The sequence below is a fragment of the Phyllobacterium sp. 22229 genome (genome assembly GCF_052056495.1).
Lineage (GTDB): Bacteria > Pseudomonadota > Alphaproteobacteria > Rhizobiales > Rhizobiaceae > Phyllobacterium > Phyllobacterium myrsinacearum.
The window spans coordinates 56,898-83,229 of the sequence record NZ_JBQEPA010000005.1 but is presented as its reverse complement, the minus strand read 5'-3'; the positions used below and the strand labels follow the sequence as shown (position 1 = coordinate 83,229).

The following is a 26,332-nucleotide window of genomic DNA, read 5'->3' as shown; positions in this document are numbered from 1 at the left end:
ACCCGCTCTCTAGCGATAGAGATCGGCTCTTGTCTGTGGTACGGTGGAAATCCCGCGCTTGCGCTTGGATGCCAGCGTCTGGTTGATCTGCACGGTCCCGCGTTCGAACGCCAGCGCGCAACCGGTCAGGTAGAGCAGCCAGAGCCGGGCTTTCGGCGCACCGACGTCCGCAATCGCTTCGTCAAAGCGGGCATGCAACCGCTCCGCCCAGAGACGGCAGGTCCGGCCATAGTGCTCGCGCAGATTTTCCACATCGTGAACCTCGAAACCATACCCCTCGAGGTTTTCGATGGTCATGCCGAGATGGTCGAGTTCACCGCCCGGGAAGATGTATTTCACCAGCGCCAGATGCTCGGCACTCTTGCGGCCGAACGTCTTCTTGTTGCGCTTCATGCGCCGGGTGATGGCGTGATGAAGATAGAGGCCGCCCGGCCGCAGCAAACGGTGCACGCTGGAAAAATACGTATCGTAATTGGCAATGCCGACATGTTCGAACATGCCGATCGATGAAATCTTGTCGAATTCCTCGTCGAGATGTTCGTAGGATTTGACGTGAATCGTGATCTTGTCTTCCAGTCCCTCTGCCTTGATCCGCTCCCGGGCAAGGGCAGTCTGGGCTTCCGAAAGCGACACGCCGGTTCCCGTGATGCCATAATGCTTGGCCGCATGGATCAGCATCGCGCCCCAGCCGCAGCCGATATCCAGCAGTTTTTCGCCGGGCTTCAACCGCAGTTTGCGGCAGATCAGGTCGAGCTTGGCCTCCTGCGCCTGGTCCAGACTGTTGGCCCAGTCGGTGAAGTAGGCACAGGTATAGACCATCCGTTCGTCCAGGAAGAGCTGGTAGAACTCATTCGACACGTCATAGTGGTGGGTAATGGCCGCCTTGTCGGAGCCGCTGACAAACGGCTTCTGTCCGTCGACGCCCGAGGCGTCCGTGCCGCGGCCGCCGAGCAGCAAGGCCGGCACGTCCTTCAGCAATTGCCATTTGGGCAATGTTTTGAGCTTCTGCTTGAATTTGCCCTTGGGCCCGCGCTCGACCAGATCGAACAGCGTGCCGTTCTTCACGTCGATCTGACCCGAGATCCACAGTTCGACGATGGATCCGATGTTGGGTTTCAGCGCCAGACGGCGCACGGCCATCGGGTCGTTGATGGCAAGCACCGGGCCTGCCATGTCGCCGATACGCTCGCCATTCCATAATTCCACGGCAAATTGCGGCTCCAGCATGTGTATGACTGTGCGGATGATCCGCGCCGCGCTTTCCTGTGCCGCCATGCAACAACTCCAAATCCTGTGCTCCGGCACACTGCGGCCGGAGGTTCGGCAGAACCTATGCGCTTCGTTTCCGACTGGCAACGCACTTTCAAGAGCTGCCAAAAACGGCGATTGAAAATTTTCCCTTGAAACCTGGCGCGCCAGACCCCATTCTCAATTTGTGTTCAACGAATGAAAAGGAGGTGATCCGATGTCTCGTGATTTCGCAAACTGCCACAGGGCGTCTGATGCTTTCCATCGGGGATCGTCTCTCCGTTGAATAAGCACCCTGGCTAGTCCAGGGGTAAGAAGGCCAAACGACAGCTTTGTGCCAAACGGAATTGCGGGGCCACTCTTCGGAGTGGCCCTTTCCGTTCAGGCGGCCAGAATTCTCTCCCCGCTGCTTTGCTCTTTCTGAAATTGGTGATACCAAGATTTCTGCCTGAAAATGGTGCGCCCTGCCTCTATAAGAGGCAATTCCCTCGGAAAGACCCGCTATGTCCGCCCTTCCAACCCCAAACGCAGCACCCAAGCGTGCATGGCGTGACGAAATCATTGCGATGCTGGCCTTGAGCTGGCCGATGATTCTCACCAATCTGGCCCAGACGGCCATGACGGCGACCGATGTCATGATGATGGGATGGGTCAGTGCACACACGCTGGCTGCCGGTGCACTGGGGACCAATCTCTACTACGTTCCAATGATCTTTGGCCTTGGTCTTATGCTGGCGACATCGCCGATGATGGCGCGCGAGCTTGGCCGCAACAGGTACACCGTACGGGAAATCCGCCGGACCGTGCGTCAGGGCCTGTGGATTGCCGTGACGATCTCCATTCCCATCTGGTGCGTGTTGTGGAACACCCAGCACATCCTGACCGCCATGGGGCAGGATCCGGCGCTCGCTGCCGAGGCAGGTGCCTATGTCCGGGCTCTGCAATGGGCAGCCCTGCCATTCTATTGCTACATCGTCGTCCGCTCATTCCTGGCCGCACTCGAGCGTCCCGGCTGGGCACTGGTGATCGCCATCCTTGCCGTCATGTTCAATGCTCTGGCGAACTGGTGCCTGATCTTCGGCCATTTCGGTTTCCCCAAACTCGGCATTGTCGGCTCGGGCATTGCCACGACGCTGTCCTCCGCGCTGATGTTCGTCGGTCTTGTCGTTGTCGTTTTGCGCGACCGGCAGTTTCGCCGCTACCGCCTGTTTGGCCGGTTCTGGCGCGCTGACTGGGCCCGCTATCGCGAACTCCTGCGCCTCGGCCTGCCCATTGCGGCAATCCTCAGCTTCGAGGTGACGATTTTCAACGCAGCGGCGTTCCTGATGGGGATTATCGGGCCTGATTCGCTGGCCGCCCATGCCATCGCCATCCAGATCGCATCGATCAGCTTCATGGTGCCCATGGGCTTCGGCCAGGCGGCGACCGTGCGCATCGGCCGCGCCTATGGCGCGCAGGACAAGGATGGCATCAAGCGGGCCGGCTGGGTGGCGTTTGCCGCAGGCACAGGCTTCATGGTCCTCACCGCACTGCTGATGCTGCTGGCACCGCACCAGCTCATCCGTGCCTTCATCGATGTCAGCGATCCGGCCAATGCCCCGGTCGTGTCCCTCGCCGTGTCATTCCTGGCTTTTGCTGCGCTTTTTCAGATTTTCGACGGCGGGCAGGCTGTTGCCAGCGGCATGCTGCGCGGCCTGCATGACACGACGATACCGATGATCTATGCGGCCATTGCCTATTGGGGCATCGGCTTGCCACTCTCCGTCGCTTTCGGCTTCTGGCTGAAACTGGAAGGTGCTGGCATCTGGCTCGGCCTGCTGTCCGGCCTGGCTGCCGCTGCCATTTTGCTGATGAGCCGTTGGCTGCGGCGGGAAAAACTGGGTATCAAAATCATCCGGCACTAGGTGGACAGGATCAGAAATCGATGGTGCGACCCTTGATTTCCCAGTCGCCGAAGCGGGCAGGATCCTTGCCACCGCGCCCGCCGATCTCCCGCGGCTGGCCAGCCTGGTTTTCCTCGGCCTTGCGGCGCGCTTCGGCTTCCAGCAATGCACGCTGTGCGGCAGGCGGCAATTGATCGAAAGGCTTGCCTGACGGCTGTTCGCCGGCCTCTGCCTGCGGCGTCTCCGATGTCTGGTCGCTTGTCATTCCGGTCTGTCCATCATTGAAGCTTGCTGTGTGAAACACCATCATATACCGGAAGATGTCGAACAAAAGGAATGATCTTGATAGGTGAAATGTTCACAATGCGGGGAATGATACCATGAATGTAATGCGCACCGGAATGCTGCTCGCCTTCATGACCGCCTTGTTTATGGGCGTTGGTTTTCTCATTGGCGGCACCGGCGGCATGCTGATTGCCCTCGTCGTTGCGACGGGCATGAACCTCTTCAGTTACTGGAATTCCGACAAGATGGTCCTGCGGATGTACAACGCCGTCGAAGTCGACCAGAATAACGCCCCGGAATATTATGGAATCGTGCGCGATCTCGCCGGGCGTGCTGGCTTGCCCATGCCACGCGTCTATCTCATTGAAAATGATCAGCCGAATGCCTTCGCCACCGGACGCAATCCGCAGAACGCTGCAGTCGCCGCGTCTACCGGACTGCTGCACCGCCTGTCACCGAACGAGGTTGCAGCGGTCATGGCGCATGAGCTGGCGCATGTCGAACATCGCGATACCCTGACCATGACCGTCACAGCCACCCTCGCCGGGGCGATCTCCATGCTTGGCAACTTCGCCATGTTCTTTGGCGGCGGCAATCGCAACAACAACAACCCCCTCGGTTTCATCGGCGTTCTCGTTGCCATGATCGTTGCGCCGTTCGCGGCCATGATCGTGCAGATGGCCATCAGCCGGACGCGCGAATATTCGGCGGACCGGCGCGGCGCGGAGATTTGCGGCAATCCGCTGTGGCTCGCTTCCGCGCTCAACAAGATTGCCCGCGGTGCCAAAGAGATCGTCAACGAGGAAGCCGAGCGCAACCCGGCCTCCGCGTCGCTCTTCATCATCAATCCATTGAGCGGCCAAGGAGCTGACAATTTGTTTTCCACCCATCCGAGCACCGAAAACCGTATCGCAGCACTGCAGGCCATGGTGGACGAGTTCCGCCAGCGCCCCGCCGCACCGCAGCCAATGGCAACGCCGGCCACTCCTGCCCAGGAGGAGCCTGAGGACGAAACGCCGTCCCCCTGGGGCCGTGACGGTTCCTTGCGCAAAGGCCCATGGGCATGAGCGCGGCGCAGGAGAGAAAGCGGCCGTTTGGCAAGAAGAACAGCGCGTCCAATCACCACGAGGCCGAAGACCGGCCGGGGCTGGCGGCGCGCCAATGCGCAACCCGGCTCCTGGGCGCCGTCATTGAAAAGCAGACGTCCCTGGACGGACTGACCGACAACAGCAACGGCCATCCGCAATACATGGCGCTTGACGACCGCGACCGGTCGCTGGTCCGCGCCATCCTCGGTGCTGCCCTGCGCAACCGCGGCAACATCGAAGCGGCCATCGGCCAGCTGATCGACCGGCCGCTGCCTGAAAACGCCGTCGCCCTGCGTCACCTGCTGCATGTGGCGGCAGCGCAGATTCTTTATCTCGATATTCCTGATCGTGCAGCCGTCGACCTGGCAGTGACGGCCGCCAACAACGATCCGCGCAATCGCCGCTTCGCATCGATGGTCAATGCGGTGCTGCGCCGCCTGTCGCGCGAGCGAGAGACTATCGTCTCGAACGCGAGCAATGTGCCTGCATGGTTCGAAGATGGCCTGATCGCCGCCTACGGCACGGAAAAAGCCAAAGCTATTCTGGATATGCAGAGCAAGGAACCGCCCATTGACCTCACCGTCAAGGGCGATCCGCAGGAATGGGCGGAGCGCCTTGGCGGCATTGCCCTGCCGACGGGATCGGTGCGTATCGCCCAGGTCGATGGTGCGCTGACCAGCCTTGCAGGCTTTGCGGAAGGCGACTGGTGGGTGCAGGATACGGCGGCGAGCCTTCCCGCGAAACTCTTCGGCGACATCAAGGGAAAGCGGGTTGCCGACCTTTGTGCCGCCCCCGGCGGCAAGACGGCGCAACTGGCGCAGGCCGGTGCGCATGTCACGGCGCTTGACCTGTCGGCCAACCGGTTGAAACGCCTGCGATCCAACCTTGAACGGCTTCAACTCACGGCGGAAACCGTGGAAGCCAATCTCGCCGCCTATATGCCAGCCGAACCGTTCGATGCGGTTTTGCTCGATGCACCCTGCTCCTCGACAGGCACTGTGCGGCGGCATCCCGACGTTCCCTGGACGAAATCACCAGCCGATATCCAGAAACTGGCAACACTTCAGGCCAAGCTGCTTGATCATGCTGTCACCCTGGTTCGCCCCGGCGGTGTCGTGGTCTTTTCCAATTGTTCGCTCGATCCGCTGGAAGGCGAAAAGGTTGCCAACGATCTTCTGGCCAAAAACCCGTCCATTGAACTTTTGCCCGTCAGCAGGGACGAGGTGGGAGGACTTGCCGAACTGATCACCCGCGAGGGCTATGTGCGTTCCACGCCCGCTGACCTTGCCAACGAGGATCCGGCGCTTTCGGGCATGGATGGTTTCTTCGCCGCAAGGTTTCGCCGGAAAGATTAAAATCAAATACTAAAATTTTAACTGTTTTACTTGCATAGTCCCGATTTGTCGTCGATGGGTGAAACCAAAGCAATGATTTCAGGGAGCTGGGACAGGATTCCGCCATGCGGGACATGTTTCGCGAACATGCATAACAGCAGACTGAAGTGCGCCGGAACGCGGCGAAGCGAGGAAATACCGCGAGATGGTCGCCTTTAGCGAAACACCGCAACTGTGGGGACTTGCGACTGCGCAATTGTGGCGCCGTTTCCGCAGGCGCCTGCGCATGGGGCCGCTGTTCCGCTGGCGTTTCACCGGCTTCACCCCCGAACGCGTGCTGATTGCACCGCAGGATCTGCGCCCCGCCGACCCGCAGCTCGCGGAAGAATTTTATCATGGCCGCTTTGCGCTTGCCGGCCGGGTGGTGGAGACAGGCGGGCGCTCGCCCTTCGTCGTCGAGCCGCCCAATGCTGCCTGGCAGGCCGCGCTGCACAATTTCGGCTGGCTGCGTCATATGCGTGCGTCCGGCACCGAGCTGGCGACAGCCAATGCCCGCGCCCTGCTCAGCGACTGGATCGCGACCCACGGCCGCTCGATCGGCGGCCCTGCCTGGGCTCCCGAGGTCACAGCCCAGCGCATTATCGCCTGGCTCCAGCATTCCAGCCTCATCCTGGCGGGCGCGGATTTGCGGGCCTACCGGCAATTCATGCGCTCGCTCGCCACCCAGGTGCGTTACCTGCGGACCATGGCCGCCGTGATGGACGACGGCGAAGAGAAGCTGCGCGCCCGCATTGCGCTTGCCTTTGCCGCGCTGGCGCTGCCCGTTTCATCCAATACGGCGCGCTCGGCCCGCCGCAATCTCGAATTTGAACTCATTCATCAGATCCTGCCGGACGGTGGGCATATCTCCCGCAATCCGCTGACGGTGCTCGAACTTCTGGCCGACCTTCTTCCGCTGCGTCAGACCTATGCCAGCGGCACCGAGGCCCCTCCGAAGGCGCTGATGGAAGCCATCGAGCGCATGCTGCCCGCATTGCGTTTCTTCCGCCATCACGACGGCAATCTGGCCCTGTTCAACGGCGTCGGCGCGACCATGCCCGAACGCGTCATCGCCGTTCTGCGCCATGACGATATTGGCGGCCTGCCGCTAACCCATGCGCTGCATTCGGGTTATGAGCGGCTCTCGATGGATTCGACCACCATCATTGCCGATACCGGCCTTGCGCCGCCAGTCACCGCATCGCGCGACGCCCATGCCGGGTGCCTGTCCTTCGAAATGTCGTCCGGGCGCAATCGCTACATCGTCAATGCCGGTGTCGACCGCTACGGTCCGGAAGAATTCCGCCCGCTGGCGCGCTCCACAGCCGCGCATTCCACCGCGACGATCAATGACACCTCGTCATGCCGCTTCAGCGCCACCTCCGGCCTTTCCACCATGATTGGCACCCCGATCATCGCCGGACCGACAAAGGTCAATGTCGAGCGAATCGAACGGCCGGGCGCGGTCGGCTTCGTCGCCAACCACAATGGCTATGTCCGGCCATTCGGCATCTACCATGAACGCCAGATCGTCCTGTCGCACAATGGCAGTGTCATCGAGGGCATCGACAGTTTCTTCGCCGCCGGTCGCAATCCGCTGCGCGGAACCGGCCGCGAGAATGTGGTTATCCGCTTTCATCTCCATCCGGCGGTCAATGTCAGCGTCGATGACAACGGCCTGATTATCCTGCAGGTGGACAATGACGATATCTGGATGTTTTCCGCCACCGTTCAGCCCTTCATCGAAGACTCGCTGTTCTTTGCCGGGTTCCGTGGGCCGGTGAAAACGCGCCAGATCACGCTTTCGCTGAGTGCGGCGCAACTGCCGGAAGTGGAATGGCAATTCACCCGGACATCCCTCGGTGCCTATGGCTAGGGGAAAACCGCCTCTATTCGTCTGAATATGCGATCGGAAGTAGGATTCCTCGGCCGCCTGTGCTAACCGGCTGTCCAAATCCCCCAAACTTTTCCGCTGAGGACGAATTCTCCCATGGCCGTCACCGCAAAATCCATTCCCGCTCCGAACCTTCATCCCGTCAAGCGCGCGCTCATTTCGGTTTCCGACAAGGCGGGCCTGACAGCGCTCGCCCATGCGCTGCACCGGCACGGCATCGAAATCCTGTCGACGGGCGGAACGTCGAAGACCATCGCGGCGAAAGGCATTCCCGTCATTGACGTTTCCGAGGTCACCAATTTTCCCGAGATCATGGACGGCCGCGTCAAGACCCTGCACCCCAAGGTCCATGGCGGCCTTCTGGCCGTGCGCGACGATCCGGACCATGCGGAGGCCATGCAGGCGCACAGCATCGGCGCCATCGATCTGGCGGTCATCAATCTCTACCCCTTCGAAGAAGTCCGCCATTCCGGTGCCGACTACGCCACTATCGTCGAGAACATCGACATTGGCGGACCGGCCATGATCCGCGCTGCGGCAAAGAACCATGCCTATGTCGGCGTGGTCACCGATACGGGCGACTACGAGATGGTGATTGCCATGCTCGACAAGCATGAGGGATCGCTGCCCTATTCCTTCCGCCAGAGCCTCGCCGCCAAGGCCTATGCCCGTACGGCAACCTATGATGCGGCCATCTCCGGATGGTTTGCCGAAGCGCTGATGACCGAGACACCCTCGCGCCGGGCCATCGGCGGCCACCTGCATTCGGTCATGCGCTACGGTGAAAACCCGCACCAGTCCGCGGGCTTTTACCTCACAGGGGAAAAGCGTCCGGGCGTTGCCACGGCAACGCAGCTGCAGGGCAAGCAGCTTTCCTACAACAACATCAATGATACTGACGCGGCCTTTGAACTCGTTGCCGAGTTCGATCCGGCCCGCACGGCCGCCGTTGCCATCATCAAGCATGCCAACCCCTGCGGCGTGGCTGAGGGCGCGACACTGAAGGAAGCCTACCTCAAGGCCCTGGCCTGCGATCCCGTTTCGGCCTTCGGCGGCATTGTTGCACTCAACAAGACGCTCGATGCCGATGCGGCGGAAGAAATCGTCAAGACCTTCACCGAAGTAATCATTGCGCCGGACGCGACGCCGGAAGCCCAGGCAATCGTTGCCGCCAAGAAGAATCTCCGCCTGCTTGTCACCGGTGGCCTGCCCGATCCACGCGCATCCGGCATCACCGCAAAGACCGTTGCCGGCGGCATTCTCGTCCAGTCACGCGACAGCGGCGTGGTCGACGATCTCGATCTGAAGGTCGTGACCAAGCGCGCGCCAACCGAGCAGGAAATGATCGACCTGAAGCTTGCCTTCCGCATTGCCAAGCATGTCAAATCCAACGCCATTGTCTATGTGAAGGATGGCGCGGCGGTTGGCATCGGTGCCGGTCAGATGAGCCGCGTTGATTCGGCGCGCATTGCCGCCCGCAAGGCGGAAGATGCCGCGGAAGCCGCCGGATTGGCAACACCTCTGACCAAGGGCTCGGTCGTCGCCTCCGACGCATTCTTCCCCTTCGCCGACGGTTTGCTGTCAGCGGTCGCCGCCGGAGCCACGGCAGTGATCCAGCCCGGTGGTTCCATGCGGGACGAGGATGTTATCGCTGCCGCCGACGAACATGGCATCGCCATGGTGTTCACCGGCATGCGCCATTTCAGACACTAGGTCTGTCGATGACTGCTGCCGGATAGGGTGTTCGCAACAGGACAGCCAGTCCGGCCAGCAGGAAGACGATGATCATCGCCATGCCGAGGCGTGGCGATCCGCTTAGCGCTGTCACAGTGGCAACCATAAATGGCGCGAGAAAACTGGTTGCCCGCCCCGACAGGGCATAGATGCCGAAATAGCGGCCCGCTTCATCGATCGACACGCTGCGGGCCATGTAGGAGCGCGACGACGCCTGCACCGGGCCGAAGGCAACACCGATGAGCAGCCCGAACACAATGAAAGCCTTCTCGGCGGGTGTCTTGAACAACCCGGTCGTATCGGCGCCTGTCAGCGGCCACCATCCGAACAGGGTGTAGCCAGGCCCCGTCGAGACAATGCCGATGGTCGCGATGGTCAGAAGCACCAGTGAAATCACCACCACGGCCTTCGAGCCGATCCGCGTGTCGAGCCAGCTCGCGGCAAGGCAGCCGAAAATCGCAACGACGTTCAGGATGATGCCGTAGATGCCGATCTCCGCCGTCGCCCAGCCGAACATGGTCGCGGCAAATGCCCCGCCAAGGGCGATCAGGGCGTTAACACCATCCTGGTAAATCATGCGCGCAATGAGAAAGCGGAAGATGCCCGGACGCTGGCGCACTTCGCCAATGGTGGATTTCAACTCCGCAAGCCCCCCGCGCACCGCCTTGCCGATGGGGAGCCCCCTTGCGCTGTCAGGTGTGAACAGGAACATCGGCAGCACGAAAACCAGATACCACAGCGCTGACAGCGGTCCGGTTGCGCGGTCGCCCTCGCCCGCCGCGGGATTGAGCCCCAGGATTGGCTGCCATCCCAGCATGGTTTTTCCGGTGTCCGGCGACCCCGCCATGAAGGCGACCACAAAGATCAGGGCAATCATGCCGCCGAGATAGCCGAGCCCCCACGCCATGTTGGAAATGCGCCCGATGTCCTTTTCCGGCACCAGCCGCGGCATCATGGAGTCGTTGAAAACGATGGAAAATTCCGCAGAAATCGATGCCAGCGAGAAGAAGATCAGCGGAGCAATCAGGCTGGAGCCTGGCGCCGCGAACCACAGCATCGACAGGGCTATGATCTGGATAACGGCAAAAAAGCCGATCCACGGCTTGCGCGCCCCGGTCTGATCGGCAATCGACCCGAGGACGGGCGACAGCACGGCAATGACGAGGCCAGATATGGCAATGCCATAACCCCAGGCCGCCTGGCCGATGGCGGGATCACTCGCCATCCGCGCAACGAAATAGGGACCGAAGATAAAGGTCGTGACAACGGTGAAGAATGGCTGCGCCGCCCAGTCGAAGAGCATCCATCCCCAGATGCCCCGTTTAGACGCAGCCATGTCGTTTCCTTCCCCTGATCTGCCCTTCGGCCTGTTCTAGGACAGGTCGGAAAGCAATCCGGCGGCAACGGCGAGACGCGAGACCGTGAGGTCCCCGCCTTCGACGATATTCGCCATACGCTGACGCACTTCGTCGACCTGCGTACCGCGCCCCGTCAGCCATTCCTTTGCCGGATCGGATGTCTTGCCATGCTCGCTGAGCGCCGCCACGGCAATACCGCGCCGCGCCTGCGAAATCAGGTCCGATGCGCGCGCCAGCGCGATGCCGTCATAGTAATCCGCGACGGAAACGCCCCGGGCGGCTTCGACGATACGGCCGATGCGGAAGGCTTCGGAAATGTCGAAATAAGCCTTGGCGGCACTGGCAATGTCGGTACCGGCCTGTTGGGCGACGGCTGCGATATCCGGAATGATCGGCGCAATTTCCAGCCGGGCGAGCTGAGCCGCCAAGGGCGCAGGTGCGCCCTGTCCGGCGTAATAGGCCGTATCGTCGCGCAGCTGATTGCTCATGGACAGCGGCAGCAGCTTCTCCAGTTTGGGCTGCAGGGTGCTGCGGGCCGCCTTGATTTCCTTGATTGCCGCCTCCAGGCCGATGCCACCGGTCCGGTTGCGCAGAACCCACGCCGTTGTCCAGTTGAGCATCTGCGCCACCTTGGCGTAAAAGCCGTTTTGCACATCGCCGGGCAACGCATTGTCGAGCGCATCGATATCGGCAAACAGCCCATCGACCTCGAAACCATCGCGCACGATCACATAGGCCCGGACGATATCCGGTGCCGACTGCCCCGTCAGATCGGCGAGGCGGCTGACAAAGGTCGGGCCGCCGCGGTTGATGGCATCATTGGCGAGCTGGGTCGCAATGATTTCCCGGCGCAGACGGTGCGTGCGGATTTCTTCGCCATAGCCTTCCTTCATCTGCTTCGGGAAATAGTCGAGCAGCCCGCGCTCCAGATAAGGATCATCCGGCAGGGTGCTGGCCAGCAGCTGATCGGACAGCACGATCTTGGCATAAGCAAGGAGAACGCCGAGTTCGGCGCGGCTCAGCGCTATGCCGTCAGCCTGCCGTTCGGCCAGAGCCTTGTCATCAGGCAATGTTTCGACCTTGCGATTCAACAGCTTCCGGGCTTCCAGTTCGCTCATGAACCGCGACTGATAGGCAAGATCGGTCAATCCGCGCCGCTGCGCCAGCGACAGAGCCAGCGTCTGCAGGTAATTGTTGCGCAGGACGAGATGCCCTACTTCGTCCGTCATCGATTCGAGCAGCGTATCGCGCTTGTCGCGCTGCAGTTTTCCCGAACGCATGGCCTGCGCCAGGGCAATCTTGATGTTGACCTCAACGTCGGAGGTGTTGACGCCGGCCGAGTTGTCGATGGCGTCGGAATTGCAGCGTCCGCCAGCGAGACCGAACTCGATGCGCGCCTTCTGTGTCACGCCGAGATTGGCACCCTCGCCGATCACCTTGGCCCGCACATCAAGCCCGGTGATGCGGATGGCATCATTGGCGCGATCCCCGACCTCGGCATCCGTCTCGAAGCTGGAGCGGATATAGGTGCCGATGCCGCCGAACCACAGGAGGTCGACCGGCGCTTTCAGAATGGCCGTCATGATTTCGAACGGCGTTGCCGTGGTCTTGGCAAGGCCGATCACCTTGGCGGCTTCCTTCGACAGCGTGATCGACTTCTGCGAACGGGAGAACACGCCGCCGCCGGCTGAAATCTTCGACTTGTCATAGTCCTGCCAGCTCGAACGCGGCAGATTGAACAGGCGCTGCCGCTCCTTCAGGCTGGCTTTGACGTCAGGCTCCGGATCAATGAAGATATCGCGGTGGTCGAACGCGGCAACGAGTTTCGTCTGCGGTGACAGCAACATGCCATTGCCGAACACATCGCCGGACATGTCGCCGACGCCAACGGCGATAAACGGCACTTTCTGGATATCCGTGCCGATTTCGCGGAAATGCCGTTTCACGGCTTCCCAGGCGCCGCGAGCGGTGATGCCCATCTTCTTGTGGTCGTAACCGGCCGAACCGCCCGATGCAAAAGCATCGTCCAGCCAGAAATCATGCGCCTGGCTGATGGCATTGGCGGTGTCGGAGAATGTCGCCGTACCCTTGTCGGCGGCCACGACGAAATAGGGATCGTCACCGTCCAGCCGCAGGATATTGTCTGGCGGCACCACGGTTTCGCCGTGCAGATTGTCGGTCACCGACAACAGTGTCGCGATGAAGGTGATGTAGGCGGAGCGTCCGGCCTCAAAGATCACATTGCGGTCGCCGCCCGTCGGCAGGCGCTTGGGATAGAACCCGCCCTTGGCACCAACCGGTACGATGACGGCATTCTTGACCTGCTGTGCCTTGACCAGGCCCAGCACTTCCGTGCGGTAATCCTGTGCCCGGTCCGACCAGCGCAGCCCGCCGCGGGCGACAGGACCGAAGCGCAGGTGCACACCCTCGACTTCAGGACCATAGACAAAGATTTCGCGATAGGGCCGTGGCTCCGGCAGATCATCCAGCGCACGCGGGTCCAGCTTGAAGGCCAGCGTCACGCGCTCGCTGCCGTCTTCCTCCGGCGCAAAGGCATTGGTGCGCAATGTCGATTCGATCAGATTGAGGAAGCGGCGCAGGATACGGTCGTCGTCAAGGCTCGGCACGCCCTGCAATGCCTCTTCGATGGCAGCGCGAATCGTTGCCTGCTTGCGTTCCGATTGCGCAGCAGCACCCTTTTTCGGATTGAGCCGCTGCTCGAACAGATCGAACAATTGCTTGGCAATCACCGGGTAACGGTTGAGCGCAATGGCGATGTAATCCTGCGAGTAGGGAATGCCGGCCTGCTGCAGATAACGGCCATAGGCGCGCAGGATGATGATCTGGCGCGCTGTGAGCTGCCCGGTCAAGGCGAGCGCATTGTAACCGTCATTGTCGGACGCACCGCCCCATATGTTGCGGAATACATCTTCAAACAGGTCGCCATTGTCCCTCAGATCGATAGGCGATCCCGATGTGCTGACCAATTCCATGTCATGCACGAAAAGCGGGCTTCCATCGGCGGCAGGCAGGGCGAATGTCTGCTCGCTGATCACACGGAAGCCCATGTTTTCCAAAAGCGGCACGCGTTGCGACAGGGCGACGGCCGAGCCGTAGTGATAGATTTTCAGCGACGCCGCATTCGGGCCGTCGGTCCGGTGACGATAGAAATCAACGAACAGCGGATTGGTCCGCGACAGTCCGGCAATCCGGCTGGCATCGATCAGCGCTTCATCGGGTGAGAAGTTTTCCCGATAGGAATCGGGGAATACCGCGGCGAGAGACGAGAATTCCGCCAGGCCGCTGCGGTCGCCCACTTCGGCGACCGCATCTTCCCAGGTGCGGACAATCGAACGGACGGTTTCTTCCAGAGCCTCGCGCTTGACCTTGGGGAAGTCATTCTCCGCATGGCCGATGATGAAATGGACACGCGCCAGATTGCCTTCCGGAAACGCCGGATAATAGGCCGAAACATGTCCCTCATAAGTTGCCGCGAGATAGGAACCGACCTTTTCGCGCACGATGGAATCGTAACGTTCGCGCGGCACATAGACGATGATGGAGGCAAAGCGGCCGAATGGATCGATGCGCGGCAGAACACGCACGCGCGGACGCTCGCCCAAGGCCAGGATGATCTCGGCATTGCGGGTCAGTGTCTTGACGTCGATCTGGAAAAGATCGTCGCGCGGATAGCTCTCAAGGACCTTGATCAACTGCTTGCCCGAGTGATCCTCGCGGTTGAATCCGAGGCGGCTGATGACGCTTTCCGTCTTCGAGCGCAGATAGGGGATCTTCAGCACGGACCGTGTATAGGCCCCGGACGTAAACAGGCCGACGAAGCGCAGCTCGCCGCTCACCTTGCCCTCGGCATCATAGGTCTTGACGCCGATATAATCCATGTAGCCGCGGCGATGCACCAGCGACTTGGTGTTTGCCTTGGTGACGATCAGCGGCTCGGGACCCGTGAGGAATGCGATGATCTGCGGCGTTGTCGTCACGCCCTGGTTGCCGCGCTTGAGCACGCGCACATCGGGATCACGCAGAATGCCAAGACCCGGCTTGCCCGACCGCTCCAGTTCACCCTGGCTGCCGTCGCCCTGATAGTCGTATTCGCGCACACCGAGGAAGGTGAAATTATTGTCGCGCAGCCATTCGAGGAATTCGACCGCCTCTTCGGCGGCGGCTTTCTTCATCGGTGTCTTGCCGGACTTGTAGGCCTCGATCGCATCGCCGAGACGCGCGACCATGGCGGCGCGGTCATTCACCGCTTCGCGCACCTGCTTGAGCACGAGATTGAGCGCCTCGACCATGATTTCGCGCGCAGGTAGCTCCAGTGCGGGCACATGAATCTGCATCACGGAGACACGGAGCTCGTCCTTGCCGGGCTTGTCGGGGCCTGCAGCCCCGATAACCGCACCGCTTTTCCTGTCCACATCCATCACCGGATGCAGAACCAGATAGACCGAACTGACCCGCTCGCTGATCTCGCCCAGAACCGAGTCGAGCAGGAAGGGCATGTTGTCGTTGATCAGGGTAACGACCGTGACCGGCCTGCCATCACGCGAAACCGTGCTGCCATCGGAAAGGTCGATCAGCGGCTTTCCCGGCTTGAACCGGCTCAGCGCATCCTCGGCAAGCCTGGCGGATATTGTCAGTGCCCCGGCATCATAATCAGCGAGGTCTTCTGCCGGTGCCCGCGCAAACAGCAGTTCTTCAAACAACCCGGGTGTTTGCTTTTTTTCTTTCGTGGCTTTTGCTGTTTTTGATTTCGGAGCGGCTTTCGCGCCCGATTTTGTTTTTGAAGCCATCAGATTCTCTCCCTGAACAGGCATTTTGGCTCATCATAGCCACTGAAATTGCATTTTCGACTGCAAACTGCACGCCGGACGTAAAATTCGCATGACATTTGGACGGGTTACAGTTCCACCAGATGATCATCGAGTTCATTGATGTTGTCGGGACCCGCCGGAAAGTGTGTTTCGAGCAGTTGTCCCGCATGTTGGATGGCCTTGAGGAAACCCGAAGCGTGATCATCCAGCGCCGCATGATCTGTCAGGGTTGCGACGATGCCGTTCCATTCCTCCTGCGGCACCCGGGCATTGATACCCGCATCTGCCACAACCTCCGCATAGTGTTCGGCCAGGGACACGAAGAGCAGAATGCCAGTGCGCTTTTCCGTCAGGTGAACATTGCGTGCCAGGAATTGCTGAACCGCATTGAGGTGCGCGCGCTGATAGAGGATGCGCTTGGGTACGAACAGCATGCCCAGGCCCGGAACCAGCCGGATCAGCAGGATCGCGGTGAGAAACGCTGCGAGAATGGCCAGGCCGAACAGCGGCAGGGAAATCGTGAACCAGTACCAGTGTGCAGCCAGCGCAACCGCGACGGCTGCAATGAGGATGGCAACGGTGACGACAAAACCGGCGACGAAGAAATAGCTGTCGCTACGGCGGGCAAGCACCGCGTAGATTTCGCCGCTGGTCCGGCTTTCCGCATCACGGATCGCCTCGGCAATGCGGGCGTGATCCTCGTCGCTCATCATTGACATGCTCTCTCCTACCAACTTCCCGAAGCGCCGCCGCCGCCGGACGAACCACCGCCGCCGGAAAAGCCGCCGCCACCGCCGCCACCGGAGGACCATCCGCCACCGCCAGACGACCACCCGCCGCCGGAACCGCCGCCCGAGGAGGATCGTGTGTCGATGGTCATGCCAAGCCATTTGTAGCGGCCGGGCCCGATCTTCTGGCCGAAAACCGACGCCATGATCGCCATGCCGAAACCGCCGAAGAAGATCAGCACCCAGATTGAGATGAAAATCACCCCGAACCAGTCGATATTGGAGGATTCCTTCTGGATATTCCGCTTTGCCCGCGCCTGGAGTTCCGCCGAATCGCCGGAAAGCACGGTCAGTATATCGTCGACCCCACGCGCTATGCCGCCGGAATAGTCACCCAAACGGAAGCCAGGAATAATGGCATTCTCGATGATCAGCCTGGACAACAGATCCGTGAGCGTGCCTTCCAGCCCGTAGCCGACCTCGATGCGTACCTTGCGGTCATTGGGCGCGACAACCAGAAGCACGCCGTTGTTTTCCTGCTTCTGGCCGAGCGCCCAGGCACGATAAAGCCGGTTGGAATAGGGTTCGATCGCCTCGCCATCAAGGCTTGGGACCGTCACCACGACGACCTGGTCGGACGATTTCGCCTCGAACGCCGCCAGCTTCTGGGTGATGGCATCGCGGGTTGCCGCGTCGATGACGTTCGCGCCATCGACCACACGACCCGTCAGAACCGGCAGGTCAGCCGCAAGGGCATTGCCCAGCAGCAGCGCGAGCAGGACCGGAATCAGCAGTAGGCCATACGACATCCGCATCAGCGCGGGGTGTCGCATGGCAGTAACCGCGCTTTGGCGGATGGTGCGCATTCTGAAAGCCTAGAATTTGACTTGGGGCGTCTGCTTGGCGGAATCGTCGATCGTGAAGGTTTGATAGGGCTGGTTGCCGGTGTACCAGATCCATGTCCAGATGATTGTCGGCATGGTTTTCAGCGACGTGTTGTAGACGCGCACCGCCTCGATATAATCACGGCGCGCAACCGCTATGCGGTTTTCCGTGCCTTCCAGCTGTGATTGCAATGCCAGGAAGTTCTGGTTGGATTTGAGATCGGGATAGTTTTCAACGACGGCCAGAAGCCGTGACAGGGCACCGGTCAGATTGGCCTGATTGTCCTGGAACGCCTTGAACGCATTGGGATCCTTCAGCGTATCCGGTGTCACCTGCACCGATGTCGCCTTGGCGCGCGCCTCGACCACGGATGTCAGCACATCCTTTTCCTGAGCCGCATAACCTTTGACGGTTTCCACCAGGTTCGGGATCAGGTCCGCACGGCGCTGATACTGGTTGAGCACCTCGCTCCACGCAGCCTTGGCCTGTTCTTCATTGGTCGGAATCGTATTGAAACCGCATGCGGAAAGCAGCGGTACGAGAATGGCAAGCGCAAAAACCGAAAAAACATTGCGTGGCAAAAAGCCGGACGACGACGCCATTTTCTGCATAAAACCCTCTCCTCAACACTCATTTTCCTGACCGGTTGGCCGTTTTGGAACGAAGCAGGCTGAGCGTAGCCATTTTTTGCTGCAAAAGGAACTGGCAAAGCGCTATGCTGCCTTGCAACAGGGATCAAGCGGAATCGCCATGGCTGCCAATGACAAAGAACGTCAGACTGTAACAGAATCGGCGCGGATTCTGGAACGCGTCAACCATGAGTCGAATGCGGGCAGCGGAACCGTGATTGACCGGGCCGTAGCCAGAACCAAAGGGCATTTCACTGCACGGGATGCCGACGCCGGCGATCCGATCGAAATCTGGGGAACGCGCATCGGAAGGTTTCTGGGATTGCTTGTGCTGCTCGCCATGTTTATCTGGTTGATCAGTTCTGTTACCGGCAAAAGCTGAGTCTGCGCACTCATCCCGCTTTTCCGAACTCCTTTACGAGTATTTCCATGACCGGTTCTGTTGCCCCCTCCTCCAATGCTGTCATTGTCATTTCAAGCCACGTGGTGCGCGGTTCCGTCGGCAACCGGGCAGCGGTGTTTGCGCTTGAGACCCTCGGACACCCGGTCTGGGCAGTGCCGACGGTCATCCTGCCATGGCATCCCGGGCATGGGGCGGCCAAGCGCATCGTGCCGGAACCGCAGCAGTTCGACGACCTGATCGCCGATCTGGAACGTGCGCCGTGGCTGGGCGAAGTGCGCGCCATCATGACCGGATATCTCGGCAATGCCGCGCAGGCGGCATCCGTTGCCCGCCTGGTCAGGAAGGTCAAAAGCCAGAACAAGGATGTGCTTTACCTCTGCGATCCCGTCATTGGCGACACCAAAGGACTATATGTCCCCGAAGCGACGGCCATTGGCATTCGCGATGAACTCATGCCGCTGGCCGATATCTCCACACCCAACCGTTTCGAACTCGCCTGGCTTGCCGGCGCCGATCTTCCCGATAACAAGGCGATCATGCAGGCCGCTCTTCATGCCGGTCCCGGCACGATGCTGGTCACCTCGGCCCATCCGATGCTGGCGGGCGGTACCGGAAATCTCCTGGTCACCCACTCCTTCGCCATGCTGGCGGAGCATCGCCTTGTCACCGGGCCGACGAACGGGCTTGGCGACCTGACGTCGGCACTCTTCCTGGCACGCATGCTGGCCGGCCTTGATCATGAACAGATTTTGCAGCGGACCACCGCGTCAGTCTTTGAAATCATGGCTCGCTCCGCCAAGCGCGGCGCCGATGAGTTGATGCTCGAGGCGGATGCTTCCAGCCTGTCCAGTCCAATGGCAATGATCCAGATGCGCCGCCTCACGCACCCGAGCAAAGGCATCCGGGCCTGACCTGCGCCGTTTCGACACGGTGCGCTGTTCGCAATTTCGGTGACACGCCGCGAAACCGCCCTATTCTGGGGTCTCGCATTGTGGCGATGCGTCCACCGGCGCAAGACCAATTGATCTTCCCTTCAATCGGGATTAATGCACCATCATGACCATGCTTCCTGAGAAACTGCTCACCGGTTATCGCACCTTCATGGCACAGCGTTATGCCAATGAAACCATGCGCTACCGCCAGCTGGCCGAACAGGGCCAGACCCCCGAAACGCTGGTGATCGCCTGTTGCGACTCGCGCGCCGCCCCTGAAATCATTTTCGACACCAGTCCCGGCGAGATTTTCGTCATCCGCAATGTCGCCAATCTGGTGCCGCCCTATGAGCCTGATGGCGAGTACCACGCGACATCGGCCGCGCTTGAATTTGCCGTGCAGAGCCTCAAGGTGAAGAACATCGTCGTTCTGGGGCATGGGCGTTGCGGCGGCATCAAGGCAGCGCTCGATACGGAGAGCAAGCCGCTTTCCCCCGGTGACTTCATCGGCAAATGGATGAGCCTCGTGGCGCCCGCCGCCGAAGCGGTCGCCGCAAATGAGCTGATGACCCCATTCGAGCGCCAGACGGCGCTGGAGCGCATCTCCATCCGTTACTCCCTGCGGAACCTGCGCAGCTTTCCCTGTGTCGATATTCTGGAGAAGAAGGGACGCCTCACATTGCATGGCGCCTGGTTCGATATCTCGACGGGTGAGCTCTGGGTGATGAACCCTGAAACCGGGGATTTCCTGCGTCCCGACCCTGAACTGGTCGACCTGCAGCCGGGGCAGTAACCGATGCAAAGACTGTTGATCGCAATCACGCTGCTTCTCAGCCTCGTGGTGCCTTCGCTTGCCGAAGATACACCTGAAACACTCGTTGAGCGCTGGTACAAGGCACTGATGACGGCTGACCGGGCCGAGTTCGCCAATCTTCTGACAGATGATGCAACCATTGTGCTGGAAGATCAGGAAGTCGAACTGAACAAGAGCGAATTCCTCGCTTCGCTCGCCGAATGGGAGAACGCCGTAAAAAACACCACCGTAAAGCACCGGCTTGAAGGAACTGAAAACGGCCGGATGACCATGCTCGTCTGCTACGCATTCCCCCAAAACACCACCTATTCCCGTGAGATATTCAGCTTCCGCGACGGCAAGATCAGCGCCAGTGCACAAGGCGCCATCGGCGAGACCTGTGAAGGCTTCTAAACAAAAGGCCGGTGCGAACACCGGCCTTTTGAATTTGATGGAGCGGGCGGACGGAAGGAAAGCTTTATTTGCCGTCGATCTGCGCGCCCATGATGGCGATCGCCTGCTGGTAAACCGTGGCGGCATTCCAGCCTTGGATTGCCGCAAAATTCGGCTCGCCCTGCTGATAGCCGGCGCCCCGCTGCCAGCCGTGGCCGACCAGGAAATTTGCGGTGGATGCCAGGGCATCGGCCTTGGAGCGCACCATGTCAATGTGACCGCTGCCATCGCCATCAACGCCATATTTCAGCACATTGGCGGGCATGAATTGGGTCTGGCCGATTTCGCCATGCAACGCGCCGCGCGCGTCGGGCGCCAGATCGCCGTGATCGATCAGCTTCAAAGCCGCGTAAAGCTGCTGGCGGAAATAATCACTGCGGCGGCAGTCATAGGCGAGCGTCGATACGGCCGATAGCGTGTGCTGGTCACCCATATAGGCGCCAAAGCCCGTTTCCATTCCCCAGATGGCAATGATCGGGCCGGCCGGTACGCCATAGCGCTTTTCGATGCTGGCAAAGAGCGCCGCATTCTGCGCCTTCTGCTTCTTGCCGCGCGACACGATGGTCTGGCCGCCGCGGACCTGCAGGAATTTGTCGAGCGAATACTTGAAGCTCTTCTGATTGCGATCGAGCGCAATCGTCTTCGTGGAATAGGTCACGTTGTTGAGCGCATTGAGGCCTTTGCTGCCGATCCCTTGCGACTGGGCTTCCTGCTTGAACTGCTGAACCCATGCCGGAAACCCGGCGGAGTTGTTGCCGCACTGGGCGGCAGCCTGTGCTGCACCCGCAGTCAGAAAAACCGCTGCAGCGACCCCTGCAAAAAACCTGGCTTTGGCAACAAATGCCATGGATATCTCCTTAAAAGTTGAATCTTCTTTGAACCTATCTGCCATTTTTCTGATCCGCTGTCATCTGGCAGAATCCGGCGATATCTGGCGAAACCGCGCCAATTCCGTTTATTTTGGCCCGGTTTCGGGCTTTTGACGCCACTCGAAGGCATTTTGAGGGCCGGGAGTAAGTCCATGAAGCTTGGACTCTTCACAACCTAGAATTGCTGCATACAACCTGATTCGGCTGCTCGTATTAGACGTATTGATAAGCAGCACCGTTCGATTTTCATTGTAAAATGGCCGTGGTTTTCATGCGTAAATTCGATTGGGATGACGAAAAGGCCAGAAGCAATTTGCGCAAGCATGGCGTGGATTTCGAATGTGCCAAACGTTTTCAGTTCAGCACGGCTTTGGAACGCTTGGACGATCGGGAAAACTACGCAGAAGAGCGGATCGTGGCGATAGGCTTTATCGGACATACGCTTTTCACACTTATTTACACCGAACGCGGAGACCAGATTAGAGTTATCTTCTTGCGCAGATCAACAACGACCGAGATGAAAAGATATGCAAGCGAATATGACTGAGAAACAACGCGCCGCGCACAGAGCTCGCATTCAAGCGGCTTTGGACAGCATCACTCCCGAAGAAGATGCCGCTCTGACCAAGGCTGCACTGGAGGATCCCGATACGGTGCTGATTACCGAATTGAGCAAGCGCAAGCCGGGCAGGCCGGTCGCGGATATCACCAAGACCCCGGTTTCCATCCGTCTCAGCCCCGATGTGCTCGATTATTTCCGTTCCAGCGGCCCCGGCTGGCAGAGCCGCATCGACGAGGCCTTGCGTGAAGCCGCAGGATTGAAAAAGCACGCTTGATGCCCTTGTCTTGACTTTGAGCCGCATTTCCTGTTTAAGCCGCCCATCAATCCGCGACGAGTTCCAAACTCCGAGCAGCCGACCGGGACCCCGCAAGGGTTCGACGATCCCGGAGGTCAACACCCGACAGCGCGATGCGCCCTCGGGTGCAATTTTGCTTTGAGCCGCATTTTGACTATGGGCTTTGGCGCGGAGGATGCTTACCTCTCGGGGAAACGGTTCCCGGAAGGATAAAGGAAAACGGATGTTTGAGAGCTTACAGGAACGACTAGGTTCGATTTTGAATGGCCTGACCGGCCGTGGCGCGTTGTCGGATGCCGACGTCGCGGCGGCTTTGCGCGAAGTGCGCCGGGCATTGATCGAAGCTGACGTTGCCCTCGATGTTGTCCGCTCGTTCACGGACAAGGTTCGCGCCAAAGCGGTTGGCGCCGAAGTCCTGAAAAGCATCAAGCCGGGCCAGATGGTCGTCAAGATCGTCCATGACGAACTCGTCGACATGCTCGGCGCCGAAGGCGTGACGATTGATCTCAATGCCCCGGCACCCGTCGTCATCATGATGGTCGGTCTGCAGGGCTCCGGTAAGACCACCACCACCGGCAAGATCGGCAAACGCCTGACCGAACGGTCGAAGAAGAAGGTGCTGCTGGCGTCACTCGACACCCGCCGTCCGGCTGCCCAGGAACAGTTGCGCCAGCTTGGCGTACAGACCGGCGTCGACACGCTGCCGATCATCGCTGGCCAGACGCCGGTCGAGATCGCCGCACGCGCCGTGCAGGCCGCCAAGCTCGGCGGCCACGACGTCGTCATTCTCGACACCGCCGGCCGCACGCATATTGACGAGCCGCTGATGGTCGAAATGGCCGACATCAGGAAAAAGGCCAATCCGCACGAAATCCTGCTCGTCGCCGATGCCCTGACCGGTCAGGACGCCGTCAATCTAGCCCGCTCCTTCGACGAACGCGTCGGCATCACCGGTCTTGTCCTGACCCGTATGGACGGTGACGGCCGCGGCGGTGCCGCGCTTTCGATGCGCGCTGTCACCGGCAAGCCGATCAAGCTGATCGCCACCGGCGAAAAGATGGATGCGCTGGAGGAATTCTATCCTCGCCGTATCGCTGACCGTATTCTCGGCATGGGCGACATTGTTTCGCTCGTTGAGAAGGCAGCCGAAAACATCGACGCGGAAAAAGCCGCGGCGATGGCCAAGAAGATGCAGTCCGGCAAGTTCGATCTCAACGATCTGGCGGACCAGATCGGCCAGATGCAGAAGCTTGGCGGCATGGGCGGCATCATGGGCATGATGCCCGGCATGGGCAAGATGAAGGATCAGATGGCGGCAGCCGGTCTTGACGATTCCATCTTCAAGCGCCAGCTCGCGATCATTTCCTCGATGACTGCAGCCGAGCGCACCAATCCGGATTTGCTCAAACATTCGCGCAAGCAGCGCATCGCCAAGGGCTCCGGCACCAATGCCGCCGACATCAACAAGCTTCTCAAAATGCACCGCCAGATGGCGGACATGATGAAGGCAATGGGCGGCAAGGGCAAAGGCGGCATCATGAAACAGATGATGGGCGGCCTTGGCGCCAAGATGGGTCTCGGCGGATTGGGTGGCATGGGCGGCATGCCTGACCTCTCGAAGATGGACCCGAAACAGCTTGAGGCCTTGCAGAAGCAGGCGGAAGCCGCGGGCTTCGGCAAGGGTGGCGGTCTTCCCGGTCTTCCGGGTGGCCTCGGTGGTGGTTTGGGCGGCGGCCTCCCGCGTTTGCCCGGCCTTGGTGGCGGGCTTCCCGGCCTGCCGAAGAAGAAGGGATAATCATGACGTCTTCCTCTCTGCCAAAAGAATTGCTCGAACTGCGTGCCTCCATCGACAATATCGATGCGGCGCTGATTCACATGCTGGCGGAACGTTTCCGCTGCACCAAAGCCGTGGGTGTGCTGAAAGCCAAAAACGGTCTCGCAGCCGCTGATCCCGCGCGCGAAAAACAACAGGTCGAACGTCTGCGCGCCCTCGCTCAGTCGGCCGACCTCGACCCGGATTTTGCCGAGAAGTTTCTCAACTTCATCGTCAAGGAAGTGATCAGACATCACGAAACAACCGCGGCCAAGGAAAACGCCGCGACCTAACCAACAGGAGAATACCCTATGTCACTGAAAATCCGCCTGGCACGCGCCGGCTCCAAGAAGCGCCCTTACTACCACATCGTCATTGCTGACGTTCGTGCACCGCGCGATGGCCGTTTCATCGAAACCGTTGGCGCATGGAACCCGATGCTTCCCAAGGACGGCGACCGCGTCAAGCTTGACGCTGACCGCATCCAGCATTGGATCGGCCACGGCGCGCAGCCAACCGACCGCGTTCTGCGCTTCCTCGATCAGGCCGGCATTGCCAAGCGCGACACGCGCAGCAACCCTGAAAAGGGTCTTCCGGGCAAGAAGGCTCAGGAACGCGTTGCCATGGCCAAGCAGGCCGAAGAAGACGCAAAGGCAAAGATTGCCGCTGAAGCTGAAGCTGCAAAGGCAGCTGAAGAAGCCGCCAAGGCCGCTGCCGAAGCACCGGCTGAAGAAGCTGCTGCCAGCGAATAAGCTTTACTGCATCGCTAAGACTGCAAAACGGGTGGCTCGCAGCCGCCCGTTTTTGTTTTACCCGGACGTCAACCCCTCCCAGGCGGCCATGGCCGCATGGGCTGTTTTCACCAGCTGATCCAGCGTCGCTCCGTCGCGGGCAGTGATCGACATGCCGTGCTGCACGGTTGCATAGAATTCGGCGATCTGCTGGAGATCAGCCTTCGCGGAAAGCTCGCCTTCGCGCACGCCGCGTTCCAGCCGTTCGCGCAACAGCGTAACATTATCAAGCCGTCGCTCGCGCAAGAGAGAACAGGGTGTATCTGCCCCCTCCTCGCCATGCAGCGCGCCCAGCACAACCATGCATCCATGCGGCTGGCCGGGATGCGTGTGGGAAATTGCGGTTTGCTTGAGAAAATTCGCAACCCCCTCTTTTGCGGTCGCCGCCATCGGCAAAGCGTTCTTGATGCGCTGCCCGACCTGACCGGTGTACAATTCCACCGCCGCCCTGAACAGGCCAGCCTTGCTGCCGAAAGCCGCATAAAGGCTTGGCGCGTTGATCTGCATGGCCTCGGTCAGATCGGACATGGAAGCGCTGTCATACCCTTTCTGCCAGAACACACGCATCGCGCGCTCCAGCGCGGCATCACGGTCAAATGCGCGGGGTCTGCCCTTCGGCAACATGGCAATCTCCTTTTGTAACAATCAATACATAAATCGCTTGACGCTTCGGCGCAAGAGTGGCAGTTACTTATGTATCAATCATTACATAAAGGAAAATCGATGTCTCGTCTCTCTCACAAAGTCGCCTTCATCACCGGCGGAAGCCGCGGTATCGGCGCAGCTATTGCCCTCAAACTGGCCGGAGACGGTGCCGATATCGCCATCACCTATACCAGCGCTGCAGCCAAGGCGGACACGACGGTCAAGGCCATCGAGAAGCTTGGACGCCGGGCAATCGCCATCAAGGCAGACAATACAGATGCGGCAGCTGTGGCAAACGCAGTCAATGAAGCCCACGCCAGGCTTGGCCGGCTGGACATTCTTGTGAACAGCGCCGGGGTCTACACCATGGACACTGTCGACGCGCTGGAACTGCAGGAATTCGACCGGGTGATGTCGATCCATGTCCGCGCCAGTTTCGTCGCGGCAAAGGCAGCCGCAGCGCTCATGCCCGCTGGCGGGCGCATCATCAGCATCGGCAGCAACCTGGCGGAAATCGTTCCCTTCCCCGGCCTGATTGCCTATTCAACCAGCAAGGCTGCCTTGATCGGCCTGACCAAGGCGCTTGCACGCGATCTTGGGCCCAGGGAAATTACCGCCAATATCGTCCACCCCGGCTCGACGGATACGGACATGAATCCTGCCGATGGCGATCATGCCGAAGGCCAGCGTGCCCGCATGGCTATTCCGCGCTTCGGCGAAGCCAGGGACATTGCCGGACTGGTGGCTTTTCTTGCCGGCGAAGAAGGCCGGTTCATCAATGGCACATCGCTGACGATCGACGGCGGCGCCAATACCTGATCAATCGGAACGGCCCAAGCCTG

General features: G+C 60.2%; 24 protein-coding genes. 15 read left to right on the top strand and 9 right to left on the bottom strand.

The window, feature by feature from the left end:
- Positions 1 to 9: 9 nt before the first annotated feature.
- Complete coding sequence (locus ACTJJ7_RS07585; RefSeq protein WP_440966382.1) at positions 10 to 1,275, bottom strand: class I SAM-dependent methyltransferase; 1,266 nt, start codon at positions 1,273 to 1,275, stop codon at positions 10 to 12.
- A gap of 476 nt (positions 1,276 to 1,751) precedes the next feature.
- Between ACTJJ7_RS07585 and ACTJJ7_RS07580 the strand changes: the two genes are divergently transcribed.
- A complete protein-coding gene (locus ACTJJ7_RS07580) occupies positions 1,752 to 3,152 on the top strand; it encodes an MATE family efflux transporter (RefSeq protein ID WP_440966380.1) in 1,401 nt (466 codons plus the stop codon).
- 10 nt (positions 3,153 to 3,162) lie between these two features.
- On the opposite strand, the gene ACTJJ7_RS07575 is transcribed toward ACTJJ7_RS07580, so the two are convergent.
- Positions 3,163 to 3,396 (bottom strand): DUF1674 domain-containing protein, encoded by a 234-nt coding sequence (locus tag ACTJJ7_RS07575; protein ID WP_440966378.1) that lies wholly within the window; start codon positions 3,394 to 3,396, stop codon positions 3,163 to 3,165.
- Between the two features lie 115 nt (positions 3,397 to 3,511).
- Here ACTJJ7_RS07575 and htpX point away from each other — a divergent pair, with 115 nt between their 5' ends.
- From htpX to purH, 4 genes are all read left to right on the top strand, one after another.
- The gene (htpX, locus tag ACTJJ7_RS07570; protein ID WP_440966376.1) at positions 3,512 to 4,483 is read left to right on the top strand and encodes a zinc metalloprotease HtpX; all 972 of its coding nucleotides are present in this window, start codon (positions 3,512 to 3,514) and stop codon (positions 4,481 to 4,483) included.
- Positions 4,480 to 5,859: an RsmB/NOP family class I SAM-dependent RNA methyltransferase gene (locus ACTJJ7_RS07565; protein WP_440966574.1), complete on the top strand. Its 1,380-nt coding sequence runs from the start codon at positions 4,480 to 4,482 to the stop codon at positions 5,857 to 5,859. Before htpX ends, ACTJJ7_RS07565 begins: the two co-directional genes overlap by 4 nt.
- Positions 5,860 to 6,043: 184 nt before the next feature.
- On the top strand, positions 6,044 to 7,753 hold the full coding sequence (locus ACTJJ7_RS07560; RefSeq protein WP_440966375.1) for a heparinase II/III family protein: 1,710 nt from the start codon (positions 6,044 to 6,046) through the stop codon (positions 7,751 to 7,753).
- Positions 7,754 to 7,867: 114 nt separating this feature from the next.
- On the top strand, positions 7,868 to 9,484 hold the full coding sequence (gene purH / locus ACTJJ7_RS07555; RefSeq protein WP_440966373.1) for a bifunctional phosphoribosylaminoimidazolecarboxamide formyltransferase/IMP cyclohydrolase: 1,617 nt from the start codon (positions 7,868 to 7,870) through the stop codon (positions 9,482 to 9,484).
- On the opposite strand, the gene ACTJJ7_RS07550 is transcribed toward purH, so the two are convergent.
- From ACTJJ7_RS07550 to ACTJJ7_RS07530, 5 genes are all read right to left on the bottom strand, one after another.
- Positions 9,474 to 10,841: an MFS transporter gene (locus ACTJJ7_RS07550; RefSeq protein WP_440966372.1), complete on the bottom strand. Its 1,368-nt coding sequence runs from the start codon at positions 10,839 to 10,841 to the stop codon at positions 9,474 to 9,476. The two genes, purH and ACTJJ7_RS07550, sit on opposite strands and share 11 nt — an antisense overlap.
- Before the next feature lie 36 nt (positions 10,842 to 10,877).
- Entirely contained in the window at positions 10,878 to 15,671 is a 4,794-nt protein-coding gene (locus ACTJJ7_RS07545; protein ID WP_440966370.1) for an NAD-glutamate dehydrogenase, read from the bottom strand.
- A gap of 107 nt (positions 15,672 to 15,778) precedes the next feature.
- Complete coding sequence (locus ACTJJ7_RS07540; RefSeq protein ID WP_105734277.1) at positions 15,779 to 16,411, bottom strand: TPM domain-containing protein; 633 nt, start codon at positions 16,409 to 16,411, stop codon at positions 15,779 to 15,781.
- 8 nt (positions 16,412 to 16,419) lie between these two features.
- On the bottom strand, positions 16,420 to 17,253 hold the full coding sequence (locus tag ACTJJ7_RS07535) for a TPM domain-containing protein (protein ID WP_440966368.1): 834 nt from the start codon (positions 17,251 to 17,253) through the stop codon (positions 16,420 to 16,422).
- 42 nt (positions 17,254 to 17,295) lie between these two features.
- Positions 17,296 to 17,916: a LemA family protein gene (locus tag ACTJJ7_RS07530; RefSeq protein WP_440966367.1), complete on the bottom strand. Its 621-nt coding sequence runs from the start codon at positions 17,914 to 17,916 to the stop codon at positions 17,296 to 17,298.
- Positions 17,917 to 18,055: 139 nt separating this feature from the next.
- On the opposite strand from ACTJJ7_RS07530, the gene ACTJJ7_RS07525 reads away from it, so the two are divergent.
- The 4 genes from ACTJJ7_RS07525 (at position 18,056) to ACTJJ7_RS07510 (ending at position 20,476) form a co-directional block, all read left to right on the top strand.
- The gene (locus tag ACTJJ7_RS07525) at positions 18,056 to 18,316 is read left to right on the top strand and encodes a hypothetical protein (RefSeq protein WP_105734622.1); all 261 of its coding nucleotides are present in this window, start codon (positions 18,056 to 18,058) and stop codon (positions 18,314 to 18,316) included.
- A gap of 47 nt (positions 18,317 to 18,363) precedes the next feature.
- On the top strand, positions 18,364 to 19,248 hold the full coding sequence (gene pdxY / locus ACTJJ7_RS07520; RefSeq protein WP_105734274.1) for a pyridoxal kinase PdxY: 885 nt from the start codon (positions 18,364 to 18,366) through the stop codon (positions 19,246 to 19,248).
- Between the two features lie 145 nt (positions 19,249 to 19,393).
- A complete protein-coding gene (locus ACTJJ7_RS07515; RefSeq protein ID WP_105734273.1) occupies positions 19,394 to 20,062 on the top strand; it encodes a carbonic anhydrase in 669 nt (222 codons plus the stop codon).
- 3 nt (positions 20,063 to 20,065) lie between these two features.
- Complete coding sequence (locus ACTJJ7_RS07510) at positions 20,066 to 20,476, top strand: DUF4440 domain-containing protein (protein ID WP_440966364.1); 411 nt, start codon at positions 20,066 to 20,068, stop codon at positions 20,474 to 20,476.
- 64 nt (positions 20,477 to 20,540) lie between these two features.
- Here ACTJJ7_RS07510 and ACTJJ7_RS07505 read toward each other — a convergent pair whose 3' ends face one another.
- Positions 20,541 to 21,362 carry a lytic murein transglycosylase gene (locus ACTJJ7_RS07505; protein WP_440966363.1) on the bottom strand — a complete coding sequence of 274 codons (822 nt, stop codon included), beginning with the start codon at positions 21,360 to 21,362 and terminating at the stop codon, positions 20,541 to 20,543.
- Between the two features lie 293 nt (positions 21,363 to 21,655).
- On the opposite strand from ACTJJ7_RS07505, the gene ACTJJ7_RS07500 reads away from it, so the two are divergent.
- From ACTJJ7_RS07500 to rpsP, 5 genes are all read left to right on the top strand, one after another.
- Positions 21,656 to 21,931, top strand: coding sequence for a BrnT family toxin (locus ACTJJ7_RS07500; RefSeq protein ID WP_440966361.1), 276 nt, complete (start codon positions 21,656 to 21,658; stop codon positions 21,929 to 21,931).
- Complete coding sequence (locus ACTJJ7_RS07495) at positions 21,924 to 22,220, top strand: BrnA antitoxin family protein (RefSeq protein WP_440966359.1); 297 nt, start codon at positions 21,924 to 21,926, stop codon at positions 22,218 to 22,220. The genes ACTJJ7_RS07500 and ACTJJ7_RS07495 overlap by 8 nt, the downstream gene beginning before the upstream one ends.
- Before the next feature lie 244 nt (positions 22,221 to 22,464).
- A complete protein-coding gene (ffh, locus tag ACTJJ7_RS07490) occupies positions 22,465 to 24,036 on the top strand; it encodes a signal recognition particle protein (RefSeq protein WP_440966357.1) in 1,572 nt (523 codons plus the stop codon).
- A 2-nt stretch (positions 24,037 to 24,038) separates the two neighbouring features.
- Positions 24,039 to 24,347 (top strand): chorismate mutase, encoded by a 309-nt coding sequence (locus tag ACTJJ7_RS07485; protein WP_105734267.1) that lies wholly within the window; start codon positions 24,039 to 24,041, stop codon positions 24,345 to 24,347.
- An 18-nt stretch (positions 24,348 to 24,365) separates the two neighbouring features.
- Entirely contained in the window at positions 24,366 to 24,806 is a 441-nt protein-coding gene (gene rpsP / locus ACTJJ7_RS07480) for a 30S ribosomal protein S16 (RefSeq protein ID WP_105734266.1), read from the top strand.
- Positions 24,807 to 24,863: 57 nt separating this feature from the next.
- Here the strand turns inward: rpsP and ACTJJ7_RS07475 are convergent, their stop codons facing one another.
- Positions 24,864 to 25,469: a TetR/AcrR family transcriptional regulator gene (locus ACTJJ7_RS07475; protein ID WP_440966355.1), complete on the bottom strand. Its 606-nt coding sequence runs from the start codon at positions 25,467 to 25,469 to the stop codon at positions 24,864 to 24,866.
- 99 nt (positions 25,470 to 25,568) lie between these two features.
- Between ACTJJ7_RS07475 and ACTJJ7_RS07470 the strand changes: the two genes are divergently transcribed.
- Positions 25,569 to 26,309, top strand: a complete 741-nt coding sequence (locus ACTJJ7_RS07470) for an SDR family oxidoreductase (protein ID WP_105734263.1) — start codon at positions 25,569 to 25,571, stop codon at positions 26,307 to 26,309.
- Positions 26,310 to 26,332: the final 23 nt, after the last annotated feature.